We start from the raw sequence: 21,985 nt of genomic DNA, 5'->3' as shown, positions 1-21,985 counted from the left end.
TCAAGGCAGTGTCCTAAACACACGTCACTCTGTTAGATGAGTGTGGACACCAGAACACCCCGCACACCCACGGGGGACCGCTCGTCGGGATTCGACGACGCTCCCGCGCTGAGCATGGTGAAGGTGCCGAGCGACCCGGCGCAGATCATCGTCAATCACGCCAGCTTCCGCGTGCAGTTGGGCGCCTCCTCGCGCCACGCCCAGTCGCCGCGGGTCGCACGGCACTTGAGCGCCGCCGAGGACACCGCCCGCATGCCGGTCGCCGGAACGACGGGCAGAGCGACCCGGGCCGGCGAGGCCCGTCGCCGCCCGGTCGTGTGGAGCGGCCGGTCCGCTCCCGACGACACCGGCGCCCACCGCCTGCTCCAGGCCGTGCGGGGCGCGGGCGTCCGTCACCCGGAGGAAGCGACCGCCGACACCGGAGCCACCCAGGTCATCCCGCGCGTCGACACGGACCCCGGGTACGGCCGCTACGAGGGCTACGACGGCTACGACGAGTTCGACCAGACCGTCGAGACCCCCGTCGTCGGCGCCCAGCGCACCCACGACGGGGCCCGGCGCACCCAGGACGGCACCGGCACCCGCCTGCTGCCGGCCATGCGGACCGTCGAGGGCGCGTACGACCGTCCGGGCCACGCCGGGGAGCGCTTCGACGACGGCTACGACGACTACGACGAGTACGCCGACGAACTCGAGAACGCCGACCCGGACGACGAGGGCACCGAGCCCCGCTCCCGGCGCCACGCCGACGACCCCGCGCGGCACGCCTACTACCCCGGCCGCCGGATGAACCTCGGCGTCGTCCTGCTGCCGCTGCGCATCTTCCTCGGCGCCATCTCCATCTACGCCGGCATGGGCAAGCTCTGCGACCCCGTCTACTTCGACGGCGGCGACCGCGGCTCCATGGTCAAGTGGCTCAACACCCTGCACCCCTGGGAAGTCGCCGAGCCGCTGCGCCAGTTCGCGCTCCAGCACCCCGTCGGCTCGGGTCTCGTGATCGCGTTCGCACAGGTCATCGTGGGCGTGCTCACGGTCCTGGGCTGCTGGCAGCGGATCGCCGCGGTGGGCGGTGCGCTGCTCTCCGCCGCGCTGCTCGTGACCGTCAGCTGGAAGAGCGTCCCCGTGTACGACGCTCCCGACATCATCTACCTGGCCGCGTGGTCACCGCTGATCATCGCCGGGGCGCCCGTCTACTCCGTGGACGGGCGGCTGGCGGGGCTGGCCTGGCGCCGGCTCGGCCCCCGTTCCGACATCTGGGAACTGCGGCGCTACGTGCTGCGCCGGGGCGCCCTGGTCACCGCGATCGTCACCGGGATCACGCTGCTGGTCGGTTCGCTGCTCGGCGGCGCGGTGCGGGACTCCGACCGTGTGGTCGTCCCCGGGCCCGGCGAGGCGCCGCGCAACGAACTGCCCGGTTCCCCCCTGCCGTCCAAGCCCGGTGAGCGCCGGCAGAGCACCGCGCCCTCGGCCTCGGCCGGTTCACCGACGCAGGGCGCGACCTCGGCCGCACCCACCGCGGGCGCCGCGACCACGCCCGGCGCGACCCGCGACACCGGCACGTCGACCGGCGGCGCGCCGAGCCAGACGCAGGGGACCGAGGGTCAGGCGCCACCACAGCAGTCGGCACCCGTGGAAGAGGCTCCCAGCACCAGCACCGGACCCACCTCCGGGGGCGGCGGCAGCGGCTCCACGGGTGGTTCGGGCTCCACCGGCGGCACGGGGTCCGGGGGCGGCGAGTCGACGTCCGGGCAGCCGGGGCTGGTCGGAGGGCTGCTGGGCTAGTCCGTTCTCCCCGGTCGGTCCTTCCGGTACGACGACGGGGTCCCGCGCCTCACGCGCGGGACCCCGTCGTCGTACCGGCGTGCTTTCCTCAACGGCGCAGCGCGGCCAGCTCCTTCGCGGCCTCCGTGAGGTCCTTCGCGGTGTCGATGGCGCGCCAGTACGAGCCTTGGGGGAGCGGGAAGCCGGCCAGACGGCGTTCGCGCGCCAGATGCGGGAACGTGGTGCGCTCATGGTCGCCGCGGTCGGGGAGCAGCCCCGCGAACTCCGGCGAGAAGACGTAGACGCCCGCATTGACCTCGTACGTCGTCGGCGGGGACTCGATGAAGTCCGTGATGTGGCCGAAGCCGTCCGTCTGCACCGCGCCCCAGGGGATGCGGGGCCGGGCCAGTGCGAGGGTCGCTATGGCGTCGCGCTCGGTGTGGAAGTCGGCCATGTGGCGCAGGGAGAAGCGGGTCCAGATGTCGCCGTTGGTGGCGTACCAGGCGCGCTCGGGGTGGGGGAGGCGGGCGGCGGCGTACTTGAGGCCCCCGCCCCGGCCGAGGGGTTCCGTCTCGACGACGGTGGTGACGCGGACCGGCAGGTCGGCGGAGTCCAGCCACTCCTGCAGCACCTCGGCGAGGTGCCCGCAACTGATGACGACATCGGTGACGCCCTCCTCGGCGAGCCAGGCGAGCTGGTGGCCGATGATCGGCGTGCCCGTGCCGGGGATCTCGACCATCGGCTTGGGACGGTCGTCGGTGTAGGGGCGCAACCGGGAGCCCTGACCGCCGGCCAGGATGACGGCCTGGACGGGGCGGGAGGCGGCGTTCGGATCGGTCATGCCCGGCACTGTACGCGGCGGGGGCGGCGGTGATCCCGGGAGCCTGATGGACGGCCACGGGGTGGGGGGTTGGCGTCCTTGGCGTCCTGGGGCGGGCGGCTGGTGGTGTCTTGGAGCGGGCCGTTGGTGGATTCTCGTAGCGGCTCGTTGGTGGTGTCTCGGGGTGGGCCGGGTCGATCGTGGCGTCGGACGGGTGGTGTCCGTCGACGGTGGCTCGTGTGGGTCGTGTGGGTCGTGTGGTCGTGGTCGTGTGGGTCGTGGGAGCCCCGCCCGCGGCCTGTGGGGGCCGGGGGCGGGGTCTCGCTGTGGTCCGGTGCCCGGGGCTCAGCTGTGCGCCGCCAGGACGCCCGAGGCGAACGAGGTGTCGCAGACGGGGCGGGAGAAGGACTGGGCGCGCGTGGGGCCGTAGACGCGCACCGCGGCGCGCCCCAGGGCGCGGGCGATCGAGGCGCAGTGACGGGCCAGCGAGGGTCGCTCGTCCACCGCCTGCTGGAGGTGGGTGAGGGCGGTGCCCGGGTCGGTCTCCTGGAGCTCGGTGAGCAGCCGGTCGCGCAGCACCTCGTGCGGGGCGCGGGGCGCTGTGCGGGTGTGGGGTCCGGAGGCCGAGACGTCCGCCGCGGTGAGCACCGAGCTCTCGGGATCTCCCGACCAGTTGACCCGCGTGACCGCGAGAGTCCCGGAGAGCACCAGGACGACGGGCAGAACGAGGGCGAGGGAACGGCCGATCCGGCGGGCGGGGCCGCCCTGGCCGCGTCGCGTCTGTGAGGTGGTGGAGTGCTTCACGCGAGTGAGGGTAGCGCCCGGTGATGATTTGGCGACATTTGGTCACCGGTACGGGTGACGAAGTGGCGGTGTCTCCTGGGTGCGAGGTTGACGCACGGTGCTCGAAATGGACCAGAGTGCCGGGGTATTTGTCGACACGGAAAAGGGCCCCGCAGTCTGGCCGCGGGGCCCCATTCGGCAACCTGGGTGAATTACCCGGGTTGGGTGTTTCGTCGTTCGGGTCGTTCGACCGATCAGTCGGAGAGGCGCTCGCCCGTCGAGGTGGAGAAGACGTGCGTCTCGCCGGAGCGCGGCACGACGTGCAGCGTGCTGCCCTTCTCCGGGACCTCGCGGCCGTTGACACGGACCACCAGGTCCTTGGAGTTGTCGCCGACCTGGGCGGTGCCGTAGACGTACGCGTCGGCGCCGAGCTCCTCGACGACGTTCACGGTGACCGCGAGACCCTGCTCGGCCTCCGGGCCGGCCACGTCGAAGTGCTCGGGGCGGACACCGACGGTGACCGACTTGTCGGTGGTGGCGGAGAGCGCGTCCCGGTCGACCGGCACCACGCTCTTGCCGAACTTCACGCCGCCGTCGGCGATCGGCACCTCGACGAGGTTCATCGCGGGGGAGCCGATGAAGCCGGCGACGAAGAGGTTCGCCGGGCGGTCGTACATGTTGCGCGGGGAGTCGACCTGCTGGAGCAGACCGTCCTTGAGCACGGCCACGCGGTCGCCCATGGTCATGGCCTCGACCTGGTCGTGGGTGACGTAGACCGTGGTGATGCCGAGGCGGCGCTGCAGCGAGGCGATCTGCGTACGGGTGGAGACGCGGAGCTTGGCGTCCAGGTTGGACAGCGGCTCGTCCATGAGGAAGACCTGCGGCTCACGCACGATCGCGCGGCCCATGGCGACGCGCTGGCGCTGACCACCGGAGAGGGCCTTCGGCTTGCGGTCCAGGTACTCGGTGAGGTCGAGGATCTTCGCGGCCTCTTCGACCTTCTGCCGGATCTCCGCCTTGTTGACGCCGGCGATCTTGAGCGCGAAGCCCATGTTGTCGGCGACGGTCATGTGCGGGTAGAGCGCGTAGTTCTGGAACACCATGGCGATGTCCCGGTCCTTCGGCGGCAGGTGCGTGACGTCGCGGTCGCCGATGCGGATGGTGCCGGAGTTCACGTCCTCCAGGCCGGCCAGCATCCGCAGGGAGGTGGACTTGCCGCAACCGGACGGACCGACCAGGACGAGGAACTCCCCGTCCTCGATCTCGATGTCGAGGGCGTCGACGGCGGGCTTGGTGGAACCCGGGTAGACACGGGTCGCCTTGTCGAACGAAACAGTGGCCATGGTGATGGGCCCCCTTCTACCGGCAGGAACGTGCCGGACGATCCGTTGTAGGAAGGTGGTGGTCTAGTCCACAAGAGCGGACTGCCTGAGGACGGTACCCCGCGTTCACCTGTTCTGTCAGCAGTCCAGCCCCTGTGAACTTCGCGGTAATTTTCGACGGGCCCGGGGTGGGAGCTGGGTACACTGCACGAGCACTCGTCGCGCACGCGTGCAGGCCTCCTTAGCTCAGCTGGTCAGAGCGCCGCTCTTGTAAAGCGAAGGTCGTCGGTTCGAATCCGACAGGGGGCTCTCCGTGTGAGCTGCGCTGACGCCCTCGTGATCATGGATCGCGAGGGCGTCGGCGGTTGTTGCCGTTGGCCCGTGACCGAGGGGGAATCGGTGCGCGGTCGGCGTCAGGAGTTCTGGGACCGCTCCGGGTGATCCTCTTGATCGGCATCCTTGCGGCGCTCACCCTCAGTGCCGCCATGACTCTCCTGTTCGCGCTTCTCTTCCCGCTTCTCCTACTGCTGAGCGGCTGAGCGCACTGAGCCAGGCATGGGTGCCGTCACTGGGCAGTCGACCCCGGGGCACCCACAGGCTCGGCCGGCCGGTGTCCCCGTTCAGCCGCGGCCCGCCAGTCGGTCGGCCAGGCGGGCCAGGCGGGACGACTCGGCGCCGCGGGCGGTGAGTTCGCGGTGGTCGGCGGTGCGGTAGGCGGCGTACATGCCGTGGACGCCCAGCCAACGCAGAGGTTCCGGTTCCCACTTGCGGACCTTGTGGTCGACCCAGGGCAGTTCCGTCAGCTCCGTCCGGCCGCCCTGCCCGGAGTCGAGCCGGACCAGATCGCGCAGGGTGCGGGCGGCGAGGTTGGCGGTGGCCACACCGGAGCCGACGTAACCGCCCGCCCAGCCGAGGCCCGTGGCGGGGTCCAGGGTGACCGTGGCGCACCAGTCGCGGGGCACGCCGAGGACGCCCGACCAGGCGTGCTCGACGCGGACGCCGGTCAGGGCCGGGAAGAAGCGCTCCAGGATCTCCCGCAGCGCCACGACGGTCGCGTCCTCGGTGCGGCCGTCGTCGTCCGTGCGGGAGCCGAAGCGGTACGGCATCCCGCGGCCGCCCAGCGCGATCCGGCCGTCGGCGGTGCGCTGGGCGTACATGTAGGCGTGGGCCATGTCACCGAGCGTCTCGCGGCCTTCCCAGCCCACCGCCTCCCACTGTGCCGCGGTGAGCGGCGCGGTCGCGATCATGGAGGAGTTCATGGGCAGCCAGGTGCGCCTCTGGCCCTTCAGGGACGCCGTGAAACCCTCCGTGCAGCGCAGCACATAGGGCGCGCGGACCGTGCCGTACGGGGTGACCGCGTGCCGCGGGCGGATCTCCGTGACCGGCGTCGACTCGTGGACGGTGACGCCGAGGGCCTCCACCGCGCGCGCGAGGCCGGTCACCAGTTTCACCGGGTGGATCCGGGCCCCGTGCGGTGTCCAGGACGAGCCCACCGCGCCCGCGACCCTGACCCGCGCGGCGGTCTCTCGCGCGCCGTACAGCTCGCGGTCCCTCTCGCCGTACGCGAGCTCCCGCGCGTGGAATGCCTTCAGGCGGGCCGACTGGGCGGGTGTGCGGGCGACTTCGAGGACGCCGCCCTTGTGGATGCCCGCCTCGACGCCCTCCTCGCCGGTGGCCCTGATGACCTCGTCGACCGTGTCGTTCATGGCCCGCTGGAGGCGTACGGCTGCCTCATGGCCGTGCAGGCGGGCGTACCGGTCGCGACCCGCGATGCCGTTGTAGAGCCAGCCGCCGTTGCGGCCGGAGGCGCCGTAGCCGCAGAACCTCTGCTCCAGCACGGTGACGCGGAGGAAGGGCGCGGCCTTCTTCAGGTAGTACGCGGTCCACAGCCCCGTGTAGCCGCCGCCGACGATCACGACGTCCGCGCAGGCGTCACCGGAGAGGGGCTCCCGAGGGGCGGGGAAGCCCTCCTGGGCGTACCAGAAGGAGACGCCGCCGTTCAAGGCCCTGTCTGCCGAGCTGCTCATGGCCCGGACGTTACCCGTGGTCCTGGGGGCTGTCTCCTTCGGATTTCGTCGACTTCGGGGGTGGATCGGCGTGGGATGCGTGGCGGGCGGGCAGCGGGTGCGCGGTCCCGTGGGAAAAGCGGTCGAGGCGGCACCGGCGCGTCCGTAGGGTCAATTCGGTGATCGACGTTCCCGAGGAACTGGCCGCGTCCCAGGCGATGTACAACGGCGAGGAGGGCAGCGCCTTCGTCGCCGGACTGCCACGGCTGGCGGCGGGCTTCCTGGACCGCTGGGGGCTGCGCGTCGACGGGCCGTCGATGTACGGCGTGTGCGCGCTGGTCCTGCCGGTCGTCCGTACGGACGGCACGCGCGCGGTGCTGAAGCTGCAGCTGCTCGACGAGGAGAGCGTGGGTGAGCCGGTCGCGCTGCGGGTGTGGGGCGGCGAGGGGGCGGTACGGCTGCTGGACCACGACCCGGCGACCGGCACGATGCTCCTCGAACGCCTGGACCCCGCCCGGACGCTGTCCCATCTGCCCGACTCCCGCGCGGCCGTGCTGGTCGTCGCCCGGCTGCTGGCCCGGCTGACCTCCGGGCCGGCCCCCGAGGGCATGCGCCGGCTCGGTGACGTCGCGCGGGCGATGCTGGAGCGGACGCCGTGGGCGGTGGAGCGGGTCCCGGACCCGGAGGCCCGCCGTCTGCTCGCCGACTGCGCCGCCGCCGTCCGGGAGGTGGTGGACGAGCCCGGGGACCGCCTCCTGCACTGGGACCTGCACTTCGACAACGTCCTCGCCTCCGACCGCGCCCCCTGGCTCGCCATCGACCCCAAGCCCCTCGCCGGCGACCCCGGCTTCGACCTGCTGCCCGCCATCGACAACCGCTTCGACGCCGAGGAGGTCCACTGGCGGTTCGACGCCATGACGGACGTCCTCGGCCTGGAACGCGCGCGTGCCCGCGCGTGGACCCTCGCGCGCGTGCTGCAGAACACCCTGTGGGAGATCGAGGACGGCCGGCCGGTGCAGGCCGAGCAGTTGGAGATCGCGCGGCGGCTGCGGGCCCGGTTCTGACGGCGTGTCGGCACCGCCGGTCTCTCCCCGCGGTGCCTGGCGCGACACCACGGCTTCCCCCTGCCCCGACGCCCCGGGTGCGTCTGCCCGAGGGGCGTCGGGGTCCGTTCCAGCCGGAACCTGGAGCCGCCCCGGAGGCTCAGCCCTCAGCCAGGCTCAGCCAGGCTCAGCCCGAGGGCTCAGCCCTCAGCCCTCAGCCAGGCTCAGCCCGAGGGCTCAGCCCTCAGCCAGGCTCAGCCCTCAGCCCGCCGCCTCCGGGACCGGCGCCTTCGCCGGCACCGCCCGCCGGGGAGGCTTCACCGTGACCATCACGGATGTGACGACGGAGGCCAGCAGCATGAGGCCGGAGGCGCACCACAGGGCGACCGTGTAGCCGTGGACGACCGCCTCGTTGGCCACCTCCGCGGGCGGGGCGGACGCGGTGGCGTGGGCGGTGAGATAGCCCGCGGTGCTGGTGTTGGCGATGGTGTTCAGCAGCGCCGTACCGATCGAACCGCCCACCTGTTGCGAGGTGTTGAGGGTCGCCGAGGTGACGCCCGAGTCCTGCGGGGCCACACCGGCGGTCACCGTGGCGAACACCGGCATGTAGGTCAGCCCCATGCCGAGGCCGACCAGGAGCAGGCCGGGCAGGATCTCGACGACGTACGACGAGTCGACGGTGAGCCGGGTGAGGAACGCCATTCCCGTCGCGGACAGGACCATGCCGGGGCCCATCAGGGCGCGCGGCTGCACGTGCTGGAGCAGTCGGCCGGCGATCTGCGTGGAGCCGATGACCGTAGCGGCCGTGAGGGGGACGAACGCCAGGCCGGCCTGTGCCGGCGAGTAGCCCAGGACGCCCTGCAAGTAGTAGGTCAGGAAAAGGAACAGGCCGAACATGCCCATGATGGCCAGCATCATCGTCAGGAAGCAGCCCGCGCGGTTGCGGTCCTTGACGATGTGCAGCGGGAGCAGGGGCATGGGCGCCCTGGCCTGCCACCACACGAAGGCCACCAGCAGCACGAGCCCCAGGCCGAGCAGGGTGAGGACGGACGGGTCGGCCCAGCCCCGCGACTCGGCCTCGCTGAAGCCGTAGACGATCGCCGCCAGGCCCGAGCAGCCGAGCAGCACCCCGCGGACGTCGAGTCGGGCTCCCGGGCGCCCGGGGCGGTCGCGCAGGACGACGAAGGCGCCGATCAACGCGAGGATCGCGACGGGGGTGTTGACGAAGAGGCACCAGCGCCAGTTGAGGTACTCGGTGAACAGCCCGCCGACGATGAAGCCCAGGGCGGAGCCGCTGCCGGCGAGGGCACCGAAGATGCCGAAGGCCTTGCCGCGCTCCTTGGGGTCGGTGAACGTCGTGGCGAGCAGGCTCAGCGCGGACGGGGCGAGCAGGGCCGCGAAGGCGCCCTGCAGTGCCCGCGCGCCGAACAGCATCGCCGGGCTGACCGCGGCACCGCCCAGCGCGGAGGCGGCGGCGAAGCCGACCAGCCCCAGGGCGAAGGTGCGCCTGCGGCCGACGAGGTCGGCGATCCGGCCGCCGAGCAGCAGCAGACCGCCGAACGCGAGGGTGTACGCGGTGATCACCCATTGACGGTTGCCGTCGGACATCCCCAGCGCGTCCTGGGCGGAGGGCAGCGCGATGTTCACGATCGTCGAGTCGAGGATGACCATCAGCTGGGCGAGGGCGATCACCACCAGTCCCCACCAGCGGTGGGGGTCGGTGTCCGCGGGAACTGTGGGGTTACTCGTCCGAGGCTCGGTCACGCGGACAGAAGACCATGAATCGTGACCTACCGCACCGGATGCCACGCCCCTCCTGGTCAGGTCTTTGCCGTCGGGCCGTTCCGGTACGGCCGTCCTGGTCAGGGCTCCAGGACCACCTTTCCGATGGTGCCGCGGTGCTCCAGCGCGTGGTGCGCGGCGGCGGCCTCGGCGAGCGGGAACCGGTGCACGGCCGGGGTCAGCCGGCCGGCGGCGGCCTCCGCGAGCGAACGGATTTCCAGGGTGCGGAGCGGGTTCGGGCCGCCGGCCGTCTCCAGCATCGGCGGGCCCAGGACCTGCACGGTGACGCCCTCCACGACCAGCGGCCCGCCGGCCGCGATGCCCTCGGCGGACCAGCCGAAGACGACATGTCTGCCACCGGGGGCGAGCAGGCCGACGGCCCTGCGGGCGGTGTCGCCGCCGACGCCGTCGAAGACGATCGTGACCTTGCCGTCGTAGGCCCGGACCTTCTCCGGCCAGGCGGGGTCCCGGTAGTCGACGGCGAGATCCGCGCCGTTGGCGGCGACCCGCCCGGTCTTCTCCGGGCCGCCGGCCAGGCCCACGACGGTCGCGCCCGCGTTCTTGGCGTACTGCACGAGCAGGGTGCCGAGACCGCCGGCGGCGGCCGGGATCACGACCACGTCGCCGGGGCCGGGCTCGGCGAACTGCACGATGCCCATCGCGGTGCGCCCGGTGCCGATCATGGCGACGGCCTCCGCGAGGCCGAGGCCGTCCGGGACCTCGTGCAGGCGGTCGGCGTCGGTGACGGCGAGTTCGGCGTAGCCGCCGGGGACGAACCCCAGGTGCGCGACCACCCGCTTGCCGAGCCATGCCGGGTCGGTGCCGTCGCCGAGCGACTCGACCACTCCGGCGACCTCGCGTCCCGGGACCGTGGGCAGGGCCGGAGCCGGGCCCGGCCCGGCGTGGCCCGCGCGCAGTGCCGCGTCGAGCAGGTGCACTCCTGCGGCGGCGACGGCGACACGGACCTGGCCGGGGCCCGGCACGGGGTCCTCCACCTCCTCGGAGGTGAGGTTCTCGGCGGGGCCGAAGGCGTGGAGGCGGATGGCGCGCATGGGGTCCCCCTGGGGCGGTTGATCGGCTGTTTCCGCCACCTTCCACCCTCAAGTGCGCTTGAGGTCAAGTGATCGCGGTCCGTGCCGCGAGGATGTGTCCTCGCAGGTCGGGGCGATTGTCAGTGGGGGAGTGCAGGATGGTCGGCATGGTGAGGCGAGTGGCGGGCGGCGTGAGGGCGGCACGGCGGCCGGAGCTGCGGCCGCCGGGGCTGGAGGCGTACGAGGGGGGTGGCCTGGAGCCGGACGGGGACTACGACGGGCTGGAGTTCCGGGACGCGGAACTCGGCGGGCAGGACGGCGGGGGCGCCCGCTTCATGGACTGCGCGCTGACGGGCTGCGCGCTGGACGAGACGCGACTGCACCGGGCGCGCTTCCTGGACTCCGTGCTCGACACACCGCGCGGTGTGGGGACGAACCTGGCGGAGGCCACCCTGCGTGACGTCGAGCTGCGCGACGCCCGCCTGGGCGGCACGCAACTGCACGGTGCCGTGCTGGAGCGCGTCCTGGTCCGGGGAGGCAAGCTCGACTTCCTGAACCTTCGGGGGGCGCGGCTGAAGGACGTGGTCTTCGAGGGATGCGTGCTGGTCGAGCCGGACTTCGGGGGCGCGTCGCTGGAGCGGGTCGAGTTCACGGACTGCGCGCTGAAGGCGGCGGACTTCAGCACGGCGACCCTGGCGGACGTGGACCTGCGCGGGGCGGCGCCGCTGGAGATCACGCGGGGGGTGGAGCGGCTGTCGGGCGCGGTGATCAGCCCGGGGCAGCTGGTGGAGCTGGCACCGGTGCTGGCGGGGGCGTTGGGGATCAGGGTGGAGGCGGGCTGAGGGCGGCGCGGGCTGAGGGTGGAGGGGGGCCGCGGTGGGGGCGGGCTGAGGACGGCGCGGGCTGAAGGTGGAGGCGGGCCGCGGTGGGGGCGGGCTGAGGGTGGAGGGGGCTGAGGGTGGAGGGGGCCGCGGTGGGGCGGGCTGAGGGTGGCGGCGGCCCCCGGCGTCACGGCATCCGCGGGAACTTCGCCTGCAACGACCAGATCGCCGGGTTCTCCGCCAGGTCCTCGTGCAGATCGCACAGGTCGGCGACCAGATCGTGCAGGAAGTCGCGTGCCTCGCGGCGGAGTTCGCTGTGGGAGAAGGTGAGCGGGGGCTCCTCGGTCGGCTGCCAGTCGGCCTCGACGTCGACCCAGCCGAAACGGCGCTCGAAGAGCAGCCGGTCGGTGGACTCGGTGAAGTCCAGCTCCGCGTGCTGGGGGCGGGAGGCGCGCGAGCCCGCCGGGTCGCGGTCGAGCTGCTCGACGATGTCGCACAGGGCCCACGCGAAGTCGAGCACCGGCACCCATCCCCAGGCTGTGGACAGCTCCCGGTCCGACTCGGTCTCGGCGAGATAGACGTCACCGCAGAACAGGTCGTGCCGCAGGGCGTGCACGTCAGCGCGGCGGTAGTCCATCTGGGGCGGGTCCGGGAAGCGGTTGGAGAGGGCGTAGCCGATGTCGAGCACGTAGGTGATGGTGTCACGCCACTCGTAGGATCGATGACGTGTCCCGTTTCGCACCGGTTGTCCCCGCCGCCGTCCTCGCCCTCGCCGTGACCGCGTGTGCGAGCACCGGCGTCGACGGCGGCACCCCCGGCGGCTCGGGCCTGCGCGACCCGTACTTCCCCGGGGCGGGCAACGGCGGCTACGACGTCACCCACTACGACCTGTCCCTGTCCTACACGCCCGGCACCCGCCACCTGACCGCCCGGGCGACGGTCACCGCCCGCGCCACCCAGGACCTCTCCGCCCTCAACCTCGACCTGCGGGGACTGCGCGTGGAGAAGGTCACGGTCGACGGCGCCGCCGCCCGCTGGAACCGCGCGGGCCAGGAACTGACCGTCCGTCCCCGCGACGACCTCGCCGAGGGCCGCACCTTCCGGGTGGCGGTCCGCTACTCCGGCACCCCGGTCACGATCACCGATCCGGACGGCTCCGAGGAGGGCTGGCTGCCCACGGCGGACGGCGCGCTGGCGCTGGGCGAGCCGGTCGGTTCCATGGCGTGGTTCCCCGGCAACCACCACCCCTCGGACAAGGCGACGTACGACATCGAGGTCACCGTCCCGAAAGGGCTGCGGGCGATCTCGAACGGCGAGCTGAGGAGCGAGAGCACCACGGGTGGCCGCACCACGACCGGCTGGCGCTCGGACCGGCCCATGGCGAGCTACCTCGCCACCCTCGCCGTCGGCCGCTACGACGTCAGCCGCACGGCCACCCCGGACGGCCTGCCCGTGCTCACCGCGGTCGCCCCCGCGGAGGCCGCCGCGAGCCGTGAGGTCCTGGCGCGTGTCCCCGAGGTGCTCGCCTGGGCCGAGGACCGCTTCGGCCCCTACCCCTTCGCTTCGACGGGCGCGATCGTCGCCCGCCCCGGGGACGCCGCCTACGCGCTGGAGACCCAGACCCGCCCCGTCTTCCCCGGCGCCCCCGACGTCCCGCTCCTCGTCCACGAGATCGCCCACCAGTGGTTCGGTAACTCCGTCAGCCCGAAGTCCTGGCAGGACATGTGGCTCAACGAGGCCTTCGCGACCTACGCGGAGTGGCTGTGGGCGGAGGACCACGGCGGTGACACCGCCCAGCACACCTTCGACGAGCTCCACGCGGGCACGCGCTACGGCACGCCCGAGGAGAACGCGGCCGTCTGGCTCTTCCCGCCCGCGAATCCCCCCGGCGCCGAGCACATCTCCGGGCGCCCGGTCTACGACCGCGGCGCGATGGTCCTCCATATGATCCGCCGGACCCTCGCCGACGACACCGCGTTCCACGCCCTGCTCCGGGGGTGGGCGGCGGCACACCGGCACGGAAACGCGAGCACGGAGGACTTCACCCGGTACGTGGAGGAACGGGTGCCGGGTAAGGACTTCGACGCCGTCTGGGAGGAGTGGCTGTACGGGGAGGGGAAGCCCGGACGCCCGTGAGCCCGAGAGCCCGTGAGCCCGAGAGCGGCTCGGTGGCCCTCGACGGCACCCCGTGCGCCGTACGCGAGGCGGGGAGCCGCTCCACACGCCCCGGGCCCCCCAGCTCGGTCGCTGGGGGGCCCGGTGATCAGGCTGTCGGTGTGGCCGTCGCTCAGACGTTCACGCCGAAGTCCTGGGCGATGCCGACCAGGCCCGAGGCGTAGCCCTGGCCCACGGCGCGGAACTTCCACTCGGCGCCGTTGCGGTAGAGCTCGCCGAAGACCATGGCCGTCTCGGTGGCCGCGTCCTCCGAGAGGTCGTAGCGGGCGATCTCGGTGCCGCCGGCCTGGTTGATGATGCGGATGTAGGCGTTGCGGACCTGGCCGAAGTTCTGCGAGCGGTTCTCCGCGTCGTAGATCGAGACCGGGAAGACGATCTTGTCGATGTCGGCGGGGAGGCCGGCCAGGTTGACGTTGATCTGCTCGTCGTCGCCCGCGCCCTCGCCCGTGCGGTTGTCACCCGTGTGGACGATCGTCTGGTCCGGCGTCTGCTTGTTGTTGAAGAAGACGAAGTGCTGGTCCGAGAAGACCTTGCCCTGCGCGTTGACCCCGATCGCGGACGCGTCGAGGTCGAAGTCGGTACCGGTGGTGCTCCGGACGTCCCAGCCGAGGCCCACGGTGACGGCGGTCAGGCCCGGAGCCTCCTTGGTGAGCGAGACGTTGCCACCCTTGGACAGGCTTACAGCCATGGTCGGGAGTTCCTTCCCTCGAAGCGTGCGCTATGCGGTGCCGTTGCTGAAGCTACAGCTACCCCTATGAACGCCGGGGGTGGTGCCATGGGTTCCCCGCGCTTTACTTTCTTTACCCGGCTGCCACGTCCGACGCGGATATTCGGGTGACTCCCGCCCCGTTCGGGCGGGAACATGTCAGTCATGTCCGGTCGCCCTCATGTCATCCGCGGCTCGGTCTCGCTGCCCGAGGCCGAGCTCCAGTGGCGTTTCTCGCGCTCGTCCGGGCCCGGTGGCCAGCACGTCAACACCAGCGACACCAGCGTGGAGCTGCGCTTCGACCTCGCCGCCACCGAGTCCCTGCCCGAGGTGTGGAAGCGGCGCGCCCTGGAGAAGCTGGCCGGCCGGCTGATCGACGGGGTCGTCACCGTCCGCGCCTCGGAGCACCGCTCCCAGTGGCGCAACCGCGAGGCCGCCGCCGTACGCCTCGCCGCGCTCCTCGCCGAGGCCACCGCGCCGCCGCCCAAGCCCCGCAGGCCGACCCGGATCCCGCGCGGCATCAACGAACGCCGGCTCCGCGAGAAGAAGCAGCGGTCCGACACCAAGCGCGGGCGGACCGGACGCGACTGGCATTGACCGACGTTCAATACGCGATACGCGACCACCGGACAATCGGTCGGCATGTATTGAACGAAGACGCAGTGGCGTGCGACCCCTCCGGCGTGAGATTCCGCCGCCTCGCCCGAGAGGTGTTCCGTGACCTCTGCCGCGCGCCGTCCCGTGAGGGTTCCCCGCGTTTCCGGCCGGGTGCGGCGGTTCAGCCCAGCTGCCGGTAGCGCCCCTTGAAGTACATCAGCGGACCGCCGTCCGCGCTGGGGACCCGCGCCGCCAGGACCCGTCCGATCACGAGCGTGTGGTCCCCGGCCGGCACCCGCTGCTCGGTCCGGCACTCCAGGGTCGCCAGCGCGCCGCCCACCAGCGGCGCGCCGGTCACCTCGCCGCGGACGTACGGGATGTCCTCGAACAGCAGGCGGTCGCTGATACGGCCCTTCATGGCGAACCGGCCGGCGATGTGCCGCTGGCTCTCGGAGAGGACGGAGACCGCCCACCCGGGCTGCTCGGCGAGCAGGTCGTCCATCCGGGAGCCGTCCCGCAGGCTGACCATGACCAGGGGCGGGTCGAGGGAGACGGAGAGGAAGGCCGTCGCCGTCATGCCGACGTCCTCGCCGCCCGGCGCCTGCGGGTCGTCGGGGTCGAGCGGCGGCTCGCACGCGGTCACCAGGACCACCCCTGCGGCCAGCCGGGTCATCGCGGCACGGAACTCGTCGTCGGTCACCCCCACAGCATGCCCAACGGGCGATGCCGGGGAGGGCTGGGCGGGAACGGTGACGGGTGGCACGGCTGCGGGTGTGTTCGGCACACCCGAAACGCTAATCTCCGGTGCGTGCGCGCCGCATCGGACCTCGGCCCGAAGGCGGTCCTAGGACCTGCGACGGACAGTTGATGGACAGCCGCACAAATTTTGCGTTCGTTAAACGCACGGGAAAAACGCAGAAACTCCACTCAATTGTTCATCTTCTACTGTGACTTGAGTCACAAGGGGCATTAATTGTTGACCCTGTGTACCGAGTGGGCAGCGCGCTGTGATTCAGTGGCGGGAAGCTGTACCGAAAGCTGTAAGGGCACCACTCAGATAAGGGCGCCGAAGACAACCCTTGATTCGCTGCGAGAACTCGGGGGGAGGGCGAGCATGGAGACCGAGTCGGAGCCGTATGTCCGCCTTGCGTCCCTGCGACAACTGCACCAGGCCATGGCCGACATGAACACGGCCCGCAGCCTGGCGGACACCCTGCAGACGGTCGCGAACGGGGTCGTCAGCGCCCTCGGCTACGAGCTGGCGTGCGTCAACCTCGTCCGCCCGGACGGCGACCTGGTCGTCGCCGCATTCTCCGGCAACCCCGCCGCCGAGGCGCTCATCACCGGCCGCGCCGGCTCCCGCGAGTCCTGGGAGCGCCGGCTGGGCATGGGCGAGCAGTGGGGCGACCTCGTCTTCATCCCGCACACCGAGGGCTGGGTCCTCGACGACGACGACGTCCCGCAGTGGTACACCGAGGGGCCCGCGCCCCGCTTCGAGGACGAGTGGCACCCCTCCGACCGCCTCTTCGCCCCGATGTACGCGCCCGGCGCCCAGGGCGGCCCCGCCTCCGGCGAGCTGATCGGCGTGCTGTCCGTGGACCGCCCGCGCAACGGGCGCCGGCCCGGCGCCTGGGGCCGCGAAGCGCTCCAGATGTACGCCTTCCAGGCCGCCATCGCGATCAGCAACGCCCGTCTACGCGCGAATATGCAGCGCGCCCTGGTCCGCCTGGAGCGTGAGCAGCAGGCCCTGCGGGCGAGCGAGGAGAGCTTCCGGCAGGCGTTCGAGTACGCCCCCTCCGGCATGGCCATCGCCGAGATGGGCGGCGACCAGCACGGCCGCATACTCCGCACCAACGACGCCCTGTGCCGCCTCCTGGGCCGCCCCGCGTCCGCGATGCGCCGCTACTCCTTCTCCGACCTCGTCCACCCCGAGGACATAGGCACGCTCCTGCGCACCTCCGCCGAGGGCGGCCGGGCCGAGCTGCGCCTGGGCCGGCGGGACGGCACCTACGTCTGGGTGAGCCTGCGCAACTCCGTCGTCGCCGACGCCGCGGACGGCCCCCGGTTCCTGCTCACGCACGTCGAGGACATAGAGGAGCGCAAGCGCCGCGAGCTCCAGCTCGCCCACCGCGCCTCCCACGACTCCCTCACGGGCCTGCCGAACTCCGCCGAGCTGCGCTCCCGGCTCGCCTCCCGGCTCTGCCAGCGCCCCCGGACCGGCTACCCCGGCGACTTCGAGTCGCAGGACGCCGCCTTCGGGCACCCCGTCTACGACGCCGGGGGGCACGGCTTCGACTTCGTGCCGGGCGGCACCGACGCCTTCGAGGTCTACGACCACCATGTGCACACCGTCGCCCCCGAGGGTGAACAGGACGACGGCACCAAGGGGCTCGCGGTGCTCTTCTGCGACCTCGACGGCTTCAAGTCGATCAACGACCGGTTCGGGCACAACGCGGGCGACGCCGTGCTCATCGAGGTCGCCCGGCGGCTCGGACGCGGCGTCAGGGACGGCGACACGGTCGCCCGGCTCGGCGGCGACGAGTTCGTGATCCTCGCCGACGGGCTCGGCCGGGCCGACGCCCAGGACCTGGCCGTACGGCTGCGCAACGAGATCATCCAGCCGATCCGGGCCGAGGACCGCGCCGTACGCGTCGGGGCGAGTTTCGGCATCGGCTGGGCGCACTGCGGCATGACGGCGGACGAGGTGCTGAAATCCGCCGATGAACGGATGTACGTCGAGAAACGGTCCCGTCCCAAACAACATCGACGTGCGGGATGATCCGCAGGTCGACGGGGTGATGCGACCCGGGTCACCCGTTTGGGCCACCGGGAGCGGGTAGGCTCGCCATTCTCACCACACGTACGCATCCGTTCCGCACCTGTTGAGGAGTACCAAGGGATGACGCCCGGCAACAACGGCGCGAGCACGCCCGAGGACGACGACCCGTTCGGCTACCTCTACGCCGACGGTCAGGCCAACGGCGCCCAGCCCCCGTCCGGCGGCTACGGCTACCCGAACTCGGTCAGCAGGGTGCGTGCGGTCGGCGACCGGCCGTACGGTCAGCAGGCCTACGGTCAGCCGAACGCGCAGCCGCAGCAGCCGCAGGGCGCCTACGGCAGGACGAACGCGCACTACGCCGCACCCGAGACGTTCCCGGGCAGCTCGGCGACCACCCAGCAGCCGACTTCCGGACACGGTTCCGGCGGCGGCGGCCGCGGCCGCGGACCGAACACCAGGGGTCTGCTGATCGGCGCGATCGCGGTGGTCGCCGCCGTGGTGATCGGCATCAGCATCGCGATGGTCGGCGGCGACGACGACAAGACGGCGGACGGCGACCAGCCCTCCACCGCCCCGTCGGTCTCCCAGAGCGCGGAGTCGAGCCCCTCGAGCGAGGACGGCGCGGGCAGCGAGAAGGAGCTGCCCGCCATCGACGCCAAGGCCCTGCAGCTGAGCCCCGGCGTGACCACCGCCTCCGACATCGAGGGCGCCGAGGCCGACGGCGGCGTCTATGTGACGGGCTTCAACGTCGCCGGCGCCGCGGTGACCTGGACCGTCAACGGCATCCCCGACTCCGGCAAGTACACCCTGTTCGTCGGCTACGGCGTGCCCGGCAAGGACGCCAACGCCACCCTCACGATCAACGGCACCGCCCAGACCCGGCCCCTGAACATGTCCAACTTCGCGAAGGCCGCCGAGGGGGACTACGCCAAGGGCTGGACGGAGACGTGGGCGAACGTCCAGTTGAACAAGGGCACCAACACGATCAAGCTCTCGTGCGAGACCGGCAACTCGTGCGACGCCAACCTCGACCAGTTGCGCCTCATCGCGGGCTGGAAGTGACGAGGGCCGTCCACGGCCGGCACGACCGTGCCGCCCTGTGACGGCGCCTCACGCCGCTGCCTCGTGCGCCGTCACCTCGACCCGCGCCAGCAGCTCCTCGTAGGTCCCCCGGTCGAACTCGCCCGCGACCGGGGCACGCACCGTGGCCGTCGCGAGGGCGACGGCCCGGGCCAGGCGCTCCGGCCACGGCCGCGACTCCACCAGCCCGGCCAGCAGGCCCGCGGTGACGGAGTCACCGGCTCCGGTCGGGTTGCCGTGCACACGGCCGGGCGGGGCGGCCCGCCAGGTCCCCTCCGGGGTGGCCGCCAGCAGGCCCTCCGCGCCCAGGGAGGCGACGACCGCGTGGGCCCCGCGCCGGCGGGCGGCCTGCGCGCCGCGCAACGGCTCGTGTGAGCCGGTGAGTTCGGCCAGTTCGTCACCGTTGGGCTTGACGACGTCCGGTCGTGCGGCGACCCCGCGGCGCAGCGGCTCACCACTGGTGTCCAGCAGCACGGGTACGCCGGCCGCGCGCGCGGAACGTATCAGGCCCCCGTACGCGCCCACCGGCACCCCCGGCGGCAGGCTGCCGCACAGCGCGACCGCCGAGGCCGGCGCGAGCAGGTCCTCGTACGCCTCCTGGAAGGCCGACCACTCGGGCGGCGTGATCGCCGGGCCGGGTTCGTTGAGCTGCGTGGTGTCGCCGGTGCGCTCGTCGACCACCGCTATCGTGCGCCGGGTCGCGCCGCCGACCGGCACCAGCGCGTCGGTGACGCCGGGCGTGGCCGCGAGCCGCTCCTGGACGATTCGTCCGGTGCCGCCGCCTGCGAACCCGGTGACCGTCACCTCGTGGCCGAGCGCGGCCAGCACCCGGGCCACGTTGAGGCCCTTGCCGCCGGGGCGTTCGGTCACCTCGGAGACGCGGTGGGTGGTGTGGGGCCGCAGGGACCGTACGCGGTAGGTGATGTCGAGAGCGGTGTTCAGTGTGACCGTGAGGATCACCCGTGCCGACCTCCCCCGAGGATGTGTCTCTCGTTTTCCGGAGGGTCGATCATGCCAAAGAGACGGCGGACCGCCCAGCCCCCGGGGCGGTCACCGTCTCTCTGCGGGCTCTCTACCGGCGGAGAATTCAGGCCGGTTGGGGAGCGACCACCCATTCTCCCCGGCGCATCACGCCCTTGAGGTCGAAGTCGGCGTCCAGGATCACCAGGTCGGCGTCCTTGCCGGGCTCCAGGGAGCCGATCCGGTCGTCCATCCCGAGCAGCCGCGCCGGGTTGGCGGACAGGGCCCGTACGGCGTCCTCGACCGGGATCCGGTCGATCGTCACCGCCCGTTTGAAGGCGCGGTCCTGGGTCAGCGTGGAGCCGGCGATCGAGCCGCCCTCGACCAGCCGGGCCACGCCCTGGCTGACCTCGACCTCCAGCGGGCCCAGCATGTAGCGGCCGTCGCCGAAGCCGGCCGCGTCCATCGCGTCCGTGATGAACGCGACCCGCTCCGCGCCCGCGTGACGGAACGCCAGCTCCAGCGCGGCCGGGTGCAGATGCGTGCCGTCGTTGATCAGCTCGACGGTGACGCGCTCGTCCTCCAGCAGGGCGGCGATCGGGCCGGGGGAGCGGTGGCCGAGCGCGGGCATGGCGTTGAAGAGGTGCGTGGCGACGGTGGCGCCCGCGTCGACGGCCTCGACCGTCTGCTCGTACGTCGCGTCCGTGTGTCCGACCGCCGCGATCACACCCTGCTCGACCAGCAGCCGTACGGAGTCGATGCCGCCCGGCAGTTCGGTGGCGAGGGTCAGCATCCTGGCCTGGCCGCGGGCCGCGTCGATCAGCTTGCGCACGTCCGCCGGCTGCGGGTCGCGCAGCAGTTCCTCCGAGTGCGCGCCCTTGCGGCACGGTGAGATGAACGGGCCCTCGAAGTGGATGCCGGCGATGTCGCCCTGCTCGGCCAGTTCGGAGAGCAGGCCGGCGCGGTGGCTCAGGAAGTCCATGTCGCCGGTGACGGTGGAGGCGACCAGCGTGGTCGTGCCGTGCAGGCGGTGGGTGCGGATGCCGTGCAGGACCTCGTCGACGGTGCCGGAGGTGAAGGAGGCTCCGCCGCCGCCGTGGTTGTGGATGTCGACGAAGCCGGGGACGATCCAGTGGCCGGTGAGGTCGATCACCTCCGCGCCGGCCGGGGCATGGGCGGCAATGCGACCACCCTCGACGACCACCTCCCCGTCGTCGGCGACTCCCGTGGGGAGAACGACGCGGGCACCTGTGAGGGCTGTGACGCCGGGTGGCGTCCGCGGGCCGGTGGGGGTCGTTCGCGCGGTTCCCCGCGCCCCTGGGTCGGCGGCCATCAGGTCGTTGCCTCCTTGCGGTCGGTGTGGTTGAGGAGATCCCAGGCCAGGAGTCCGGCACCGAGGCATCCCGCCGTGTCCCCGAGAGCCGCGGGGATGATCGTCGGCAGCTTCTGGAAGGTGACGCGCCGCTGGACCGCGTCGCGCAGTGGTGTGAACAAGGCTTCCCCCGCCTCCGCGAGCCCGCCACCGATGACGAGCGTGCGCGGGTCCAGCAGGGTGAGGGCGGTGACCAGGCCGTCGGCGAGGGCGTCGACGGCCCCCTGCCAGATGTGCGCGGCGCGGATGTCGCCGGACTGGACCGCCTTCGCGCAGTCCGCGGCGTCGGCCTCGCGGTCGCCGCTCGCGGCGGCCCACGCCTCACCGACCGCCGACGCCGACGCGTAGCGCTCCAGGCAGCCGTGCTGGCCGCAGGGACAGGGGGTGCCGCCGGGGCGTACGACGACATGGCCGATCTCGCCCGCGAAGCCGTGCGCGCCCGACTCCACCCGGCCGTCGATGCCGATGGCGCCCGCTATGCCGGTGCCGAGCGCCACGAACAGGAAGCGGTCGGCGCCCCGGCCCGCGCCGATCCGGCCCTCGGCGAGGCCGCCGGTGCGCACGTCGTGGCCGAGGGCGACCGGGAGGCCGCCGAGCCGCTCGGTGAGCAGGCCGCGCAGGGGTACGTCCCGCCAGCCGAGGTTGGCCGCGTAGGCGGCGATGCCGCGCTGTTCGTCGACGATGCCGGGCACGGCGACCCCGGCGGCCTCGGCGGCGCCGCCGAGGTTCCCCTCGCCGTACGCGTGGAGCTCCGCGGCGAAGTCGAGGATGCCGTCGACGACCGCCTCCGGCCCGCGGTCGCGGCCGGTGGCGCGGCGTGCCCGGTGCAGGAGGGTGCCGTCCGCCCCGACCAGTGCGGCCTTCATCCCGGTGCCGCCCACATCGAGGGCGATGACGTGTCTCACGGGGGACAGTGTGGCCCGTGCACCCGGAAGAGGTCTAGTCCA

19 protein-coding genes and 1 tRNA gene are annotated in these 21,985 nt (G+C 72.5%); 8 read left to right on the top strand and 12 right to left on the bottom strand.

The window, feature by feature from the left end; translation table 11 throughout:
- The first annotated feature begins 36 nt into the window (after positions 1 to 36).
- The gene (locus ACWCPM_RS22450; RefSeq protein WP_450978006.1) at positions 37 to 1,782 is read left to right on the top strand and encodes a DoxX family protein; all 1,746 of its coding nucleotides are present in this window, start codon (positions 37 to 39) and stop codon (positions 1,780 to 1,782) included.
- Between the two features lie 88 nt (positions 1,783 to 1,870).
- Here the strand turns inward: ACWCPM_RS22450 and ACWCPM_RS22445 are convergent, their stop codons facing one another.
- From ACWCPM_RS22445 to ACWCPM_RS22435, 3 genes are all read right to left on the bottom strand, one after another.
- Positions 1,871 to 2,602, bottom strand: coding sequence for a nucleotidyltransferase family protein (locus ACWCPM_RS22445; protein WP_450978005.1), 732 nt, complete (start codon positions 2,600 to 2,602; stop codon positions 1,871 to 1,873).
- Between the two features lie 324 nt (positions 2,603 to 2,926).
- Entirely contained in the window at positions 2,927 to 3,385 is a 459-nt protein-coding gene (locus tag ACWCPM_RS22440) for a hypothetical protein (RefSeq protein WP_450978004.1), read from the bottom strand.
- 233 nt (positions 3,386 to 3,618) lie between these two features.
- Positions 3,619 to 4,707: an ABC transporter ATP-binding protein gene (locus ACWCPM_RS22435; protein ID WP_450978003.1), complete on the bottom strand. Its 1,089-nt coding sequence runs from the start codon at positions 4,705 to 4,707 to the stop codon at positions 3,619 to 3,621.
- Between the two features lie 214 nt (positions 4,708 to 4,921).
- Between ACWCPM_RS22435 and ACWCPM_RS22430 the strand changes: the two genes are divergently transcribed.
- Positions 4,922 to 4,995 (top strand) — tRNA-Thr (locus ACWCPM_RS22430).
- Between the two features lie 311 nt (positions 4,996 to 5,306).
- Here ACWCPM_RS22430 and ACWCPM_RS22425 read toward each other — a convergent pair.
- Complete coding sequence (locus ACWCPM_RS22425; RefSeq protein WP_450978002.1) at positions 5,307 to 6,713, bottom strand: NAD(P)/FAD-dependent oxidoreductase; 1,407 nt, start codon at positions 6,711 to 6,713, stop codon at positions 5,307 to 5,309.
- Positions 6,714 to 6,910: 197 nt separating this feature from the next.
- Between ACWCPM_RS22425 and ACWCPM_RS22420 the strand changes: the two genes are divergently transcribed.
- Entirely contained in the window at positions 6,911 to 7,756 is an 846-nt protein-coding gene (locus ACWCPM_RS22420; protein ID WP_450978034.1) for an aminoglycoside phosphotransferase family protein, read from the top strand.
- A 240-nt stretch (positions 7,757 to 7,996) separates the two neighbouring features.
- Here the strand turns inward: ACWCPM_RS22420 and ACWCPM_RS22415 are convergent, their stop codons facing one another.
- A complete protein-coding gene (locus ACWCPM_RS22415) occupies positions 7,997 to 9,430 on the bottom strand; it encodes an MFS transporter (protein ID WP_450978033.1) in 1,434 nt (477 codons plus the stop codon).
- Positions 9,431 to 9,597: 167 nt separating this feature from the next.
- Positions 9,598 to 10,569, bottom strand: coding sequence for a zinc-binding dehydrogenase (locus ACWCPM_RS22410; protein ID WP_450978001.1), 972 nt, complete (start codon positions 10,567 to 10,569; stop codon positions 9,598 to 9,600).
- A gap of 146 nt (positions 10,570 to 10,715) precedes the next feature.
- Between ACWCPM_RS22410 and ACWCPM_RS22405 the strand changes: the two genes are divergently transcribed.
- Positions 10,716 to 11,390: a pentapeptide repeat-containing protein gene (locus tag ACWCPM_RS22405; RefSeq protein WP_450978000.1), complete on the top strand. Its 675-nt coding sequence runs from the start codon at positions 10,716 to 10,718 to the stop codon at positions 11,388 to 11,390.
- Between the two features lie 166 nt (positions 11,391 to 11,556).
- Here ACWCPM_RS22405 and ACWCPM_RS22400 read toward each other — a convergent pair whose 3' ends face one another.
- A complete protein-coding gene (locus ACWCPM_RS22400) occupies positions 11,557 to 12,057 on the bottom strand; it encodes a hypothetical protein (RefSeq protein ID WP_450977999.1) in 501 nt (166 codons plus the stop codon).
- 38 nt (positions 12,058 to 12,095) lie between these two features.
- Between ACWCPM_RS22400 and ACWCPM_RS22395 the strand changes: the two genes are divergently transcribed.
- Complete coding sequence (locus ACWCPM_RS22395; RefSeq protein ID WP_450977998.1) at positions 12,096 to 13,505, top strand: M1 family metallopeptidase; 1,410 nt, start codon at positions 12,096 to 12,098, stop codon at positions 13,503 to 13,505.
- A gap of 151 nt (positions 13,506 to 13,656) precedes the next feature.
- On the opposite strand, the gene ACWCPM_RS22390 is transcribed toward ACWCPM_RS22395, so the two are convergent.
- The gene (locus ACWCPM_RS22390) at positions 13,657 to 14,232 is read right to left on the bottom strand and encodes a TerD family protein (RefSeq protein ID WP_450977997.1); all 576 of its coding nucleotides are present in this window, start codon (positions 14,230 to 14,232) and stop codon (positions 13,657 to 13,659) included.
- A gap of 174 nt (positions 14,233 to 14,406) precedes the next feature.
- Between ACWCPM_RS22390 and arfB the strand changes: the two genes are divergently transcribed.
- A complete protein-coding gene (gene arfB, locus ACWCPM_RS22385) occupies positions 14,407 to 14,847 on the top strand; it encodes an alternative ribosome rescue aminoacyl-tRNA hydrolase ArfB (RefSeq protein ID WP_450977996.1) in 441 nt (146 codons plus the stop codon).
- A 181-nt stretch (positions 14,848 to 15,028) separates the two neighbouring features.
- Here the strand turns inward: arfB and ACWCPM_RS22380 are convergent, their stop codons facing one another.
- Positions 15,029 to 15,631, bottom strand: a complete 603-nt coding sequence (locus ACWCPM_RS22380; protein WP_450977995.1) for a flavin reductase family protein — start codon at positions 15,629 to 15,631, stop codon at positions 15,029 to 15,031.
- Between the two features lie 330 nt (positions 15,632 to 15,961).
- On the opposite strand from ACWCPM_RS22380, the gene cdgB reads away from it, so the two are divergent.
- Together cdgB and ACWCPM_RS22370 are read left to right on the top strand one after the other, a co-directional pair.
- A complete protein-coding gene (gene cdgB / locus ACWCPM_RS22375) occupies positions 15,962 to 17,626 on the top strand; it encodes a diguanylate cyclase CdgB (RefSeq protein ID WP_450977994.1) in 1,665 nt (554 codons plus the stop codon).
- A 120-nt stretch (positions 17,627 to 17,746) separates the two neighbouring features.
- A complete protein-coding gene (locus ACWCPM_RS22370; protein ID WP_450977993.1) occupies positions 17,747 to 18,688 on the top strand; it encodes a CBM35 domain-containing protein in 942 nt (313 codons plus the stop codon).
- A 48-nt stretch (positions 18,689 to 18,736) separates the two neighbouring features.
- Here the strand turns inward: ACWCPM_RS22370 and ACWCPM_RS22365 are convergent, their stop codons facing one another.
- The 3 genes from ACWCPM_RS22365 to ACWCPM_RS22355 form a co-directional block, all read right to left on the bottom strand.
- Positions 18,737 to 19,666, bottom strand: a complete 930-nt coding sequence (locus ACWCPM_RS22365; RefSeq protein WP_450977992.1) for a 1-phosphofructokinase family hexose kinase — start codon at positions 19,664 to 19,666, stop codon at positions 18,737 to 18,739.
- Between the two features lie 127 nt (positions 19,667 to 19,793).
- The gene (gene nagA, locus ACWCPM_RS22360; protein WP_450977991.1) at positions 19,794 to 20,999 is read right to left on the bottom strand and encodes an N-acetylglucosamine-6-phosphate deacetylase; all 1,206 of its coding nucleotides are present in this window, start codon (positions 20,997 to 20,999) and stop codon (positions 19,794 to 19,796) included.
- Positions 20,999 to 21,943, bottom strand: a complete 945-nt coding sequence (locus ACWCPM_RS22355; RefSeq protein ID WP_450977990.1) for an ROK family protein — start codon at positions 21,941 to 21,943, stop codon at positions 20,999 to 21,001. The genes nagA and ACWCPM_RS22355 overlap by 1 nt, the downstream gene beginning before the upstream one ends.
- Positions 21,944 to 21,985 lie beyond the last annotated feature (42 nt).

This window comes from Streptomyces sp. NPDC002309 (genome assembly GCF_053593375.1).
The sequence above is the reverse complement of the archived record's forward strand: the minus strand, read 5'-3'. Positions and strand labels throughout refer to the sequence as shown.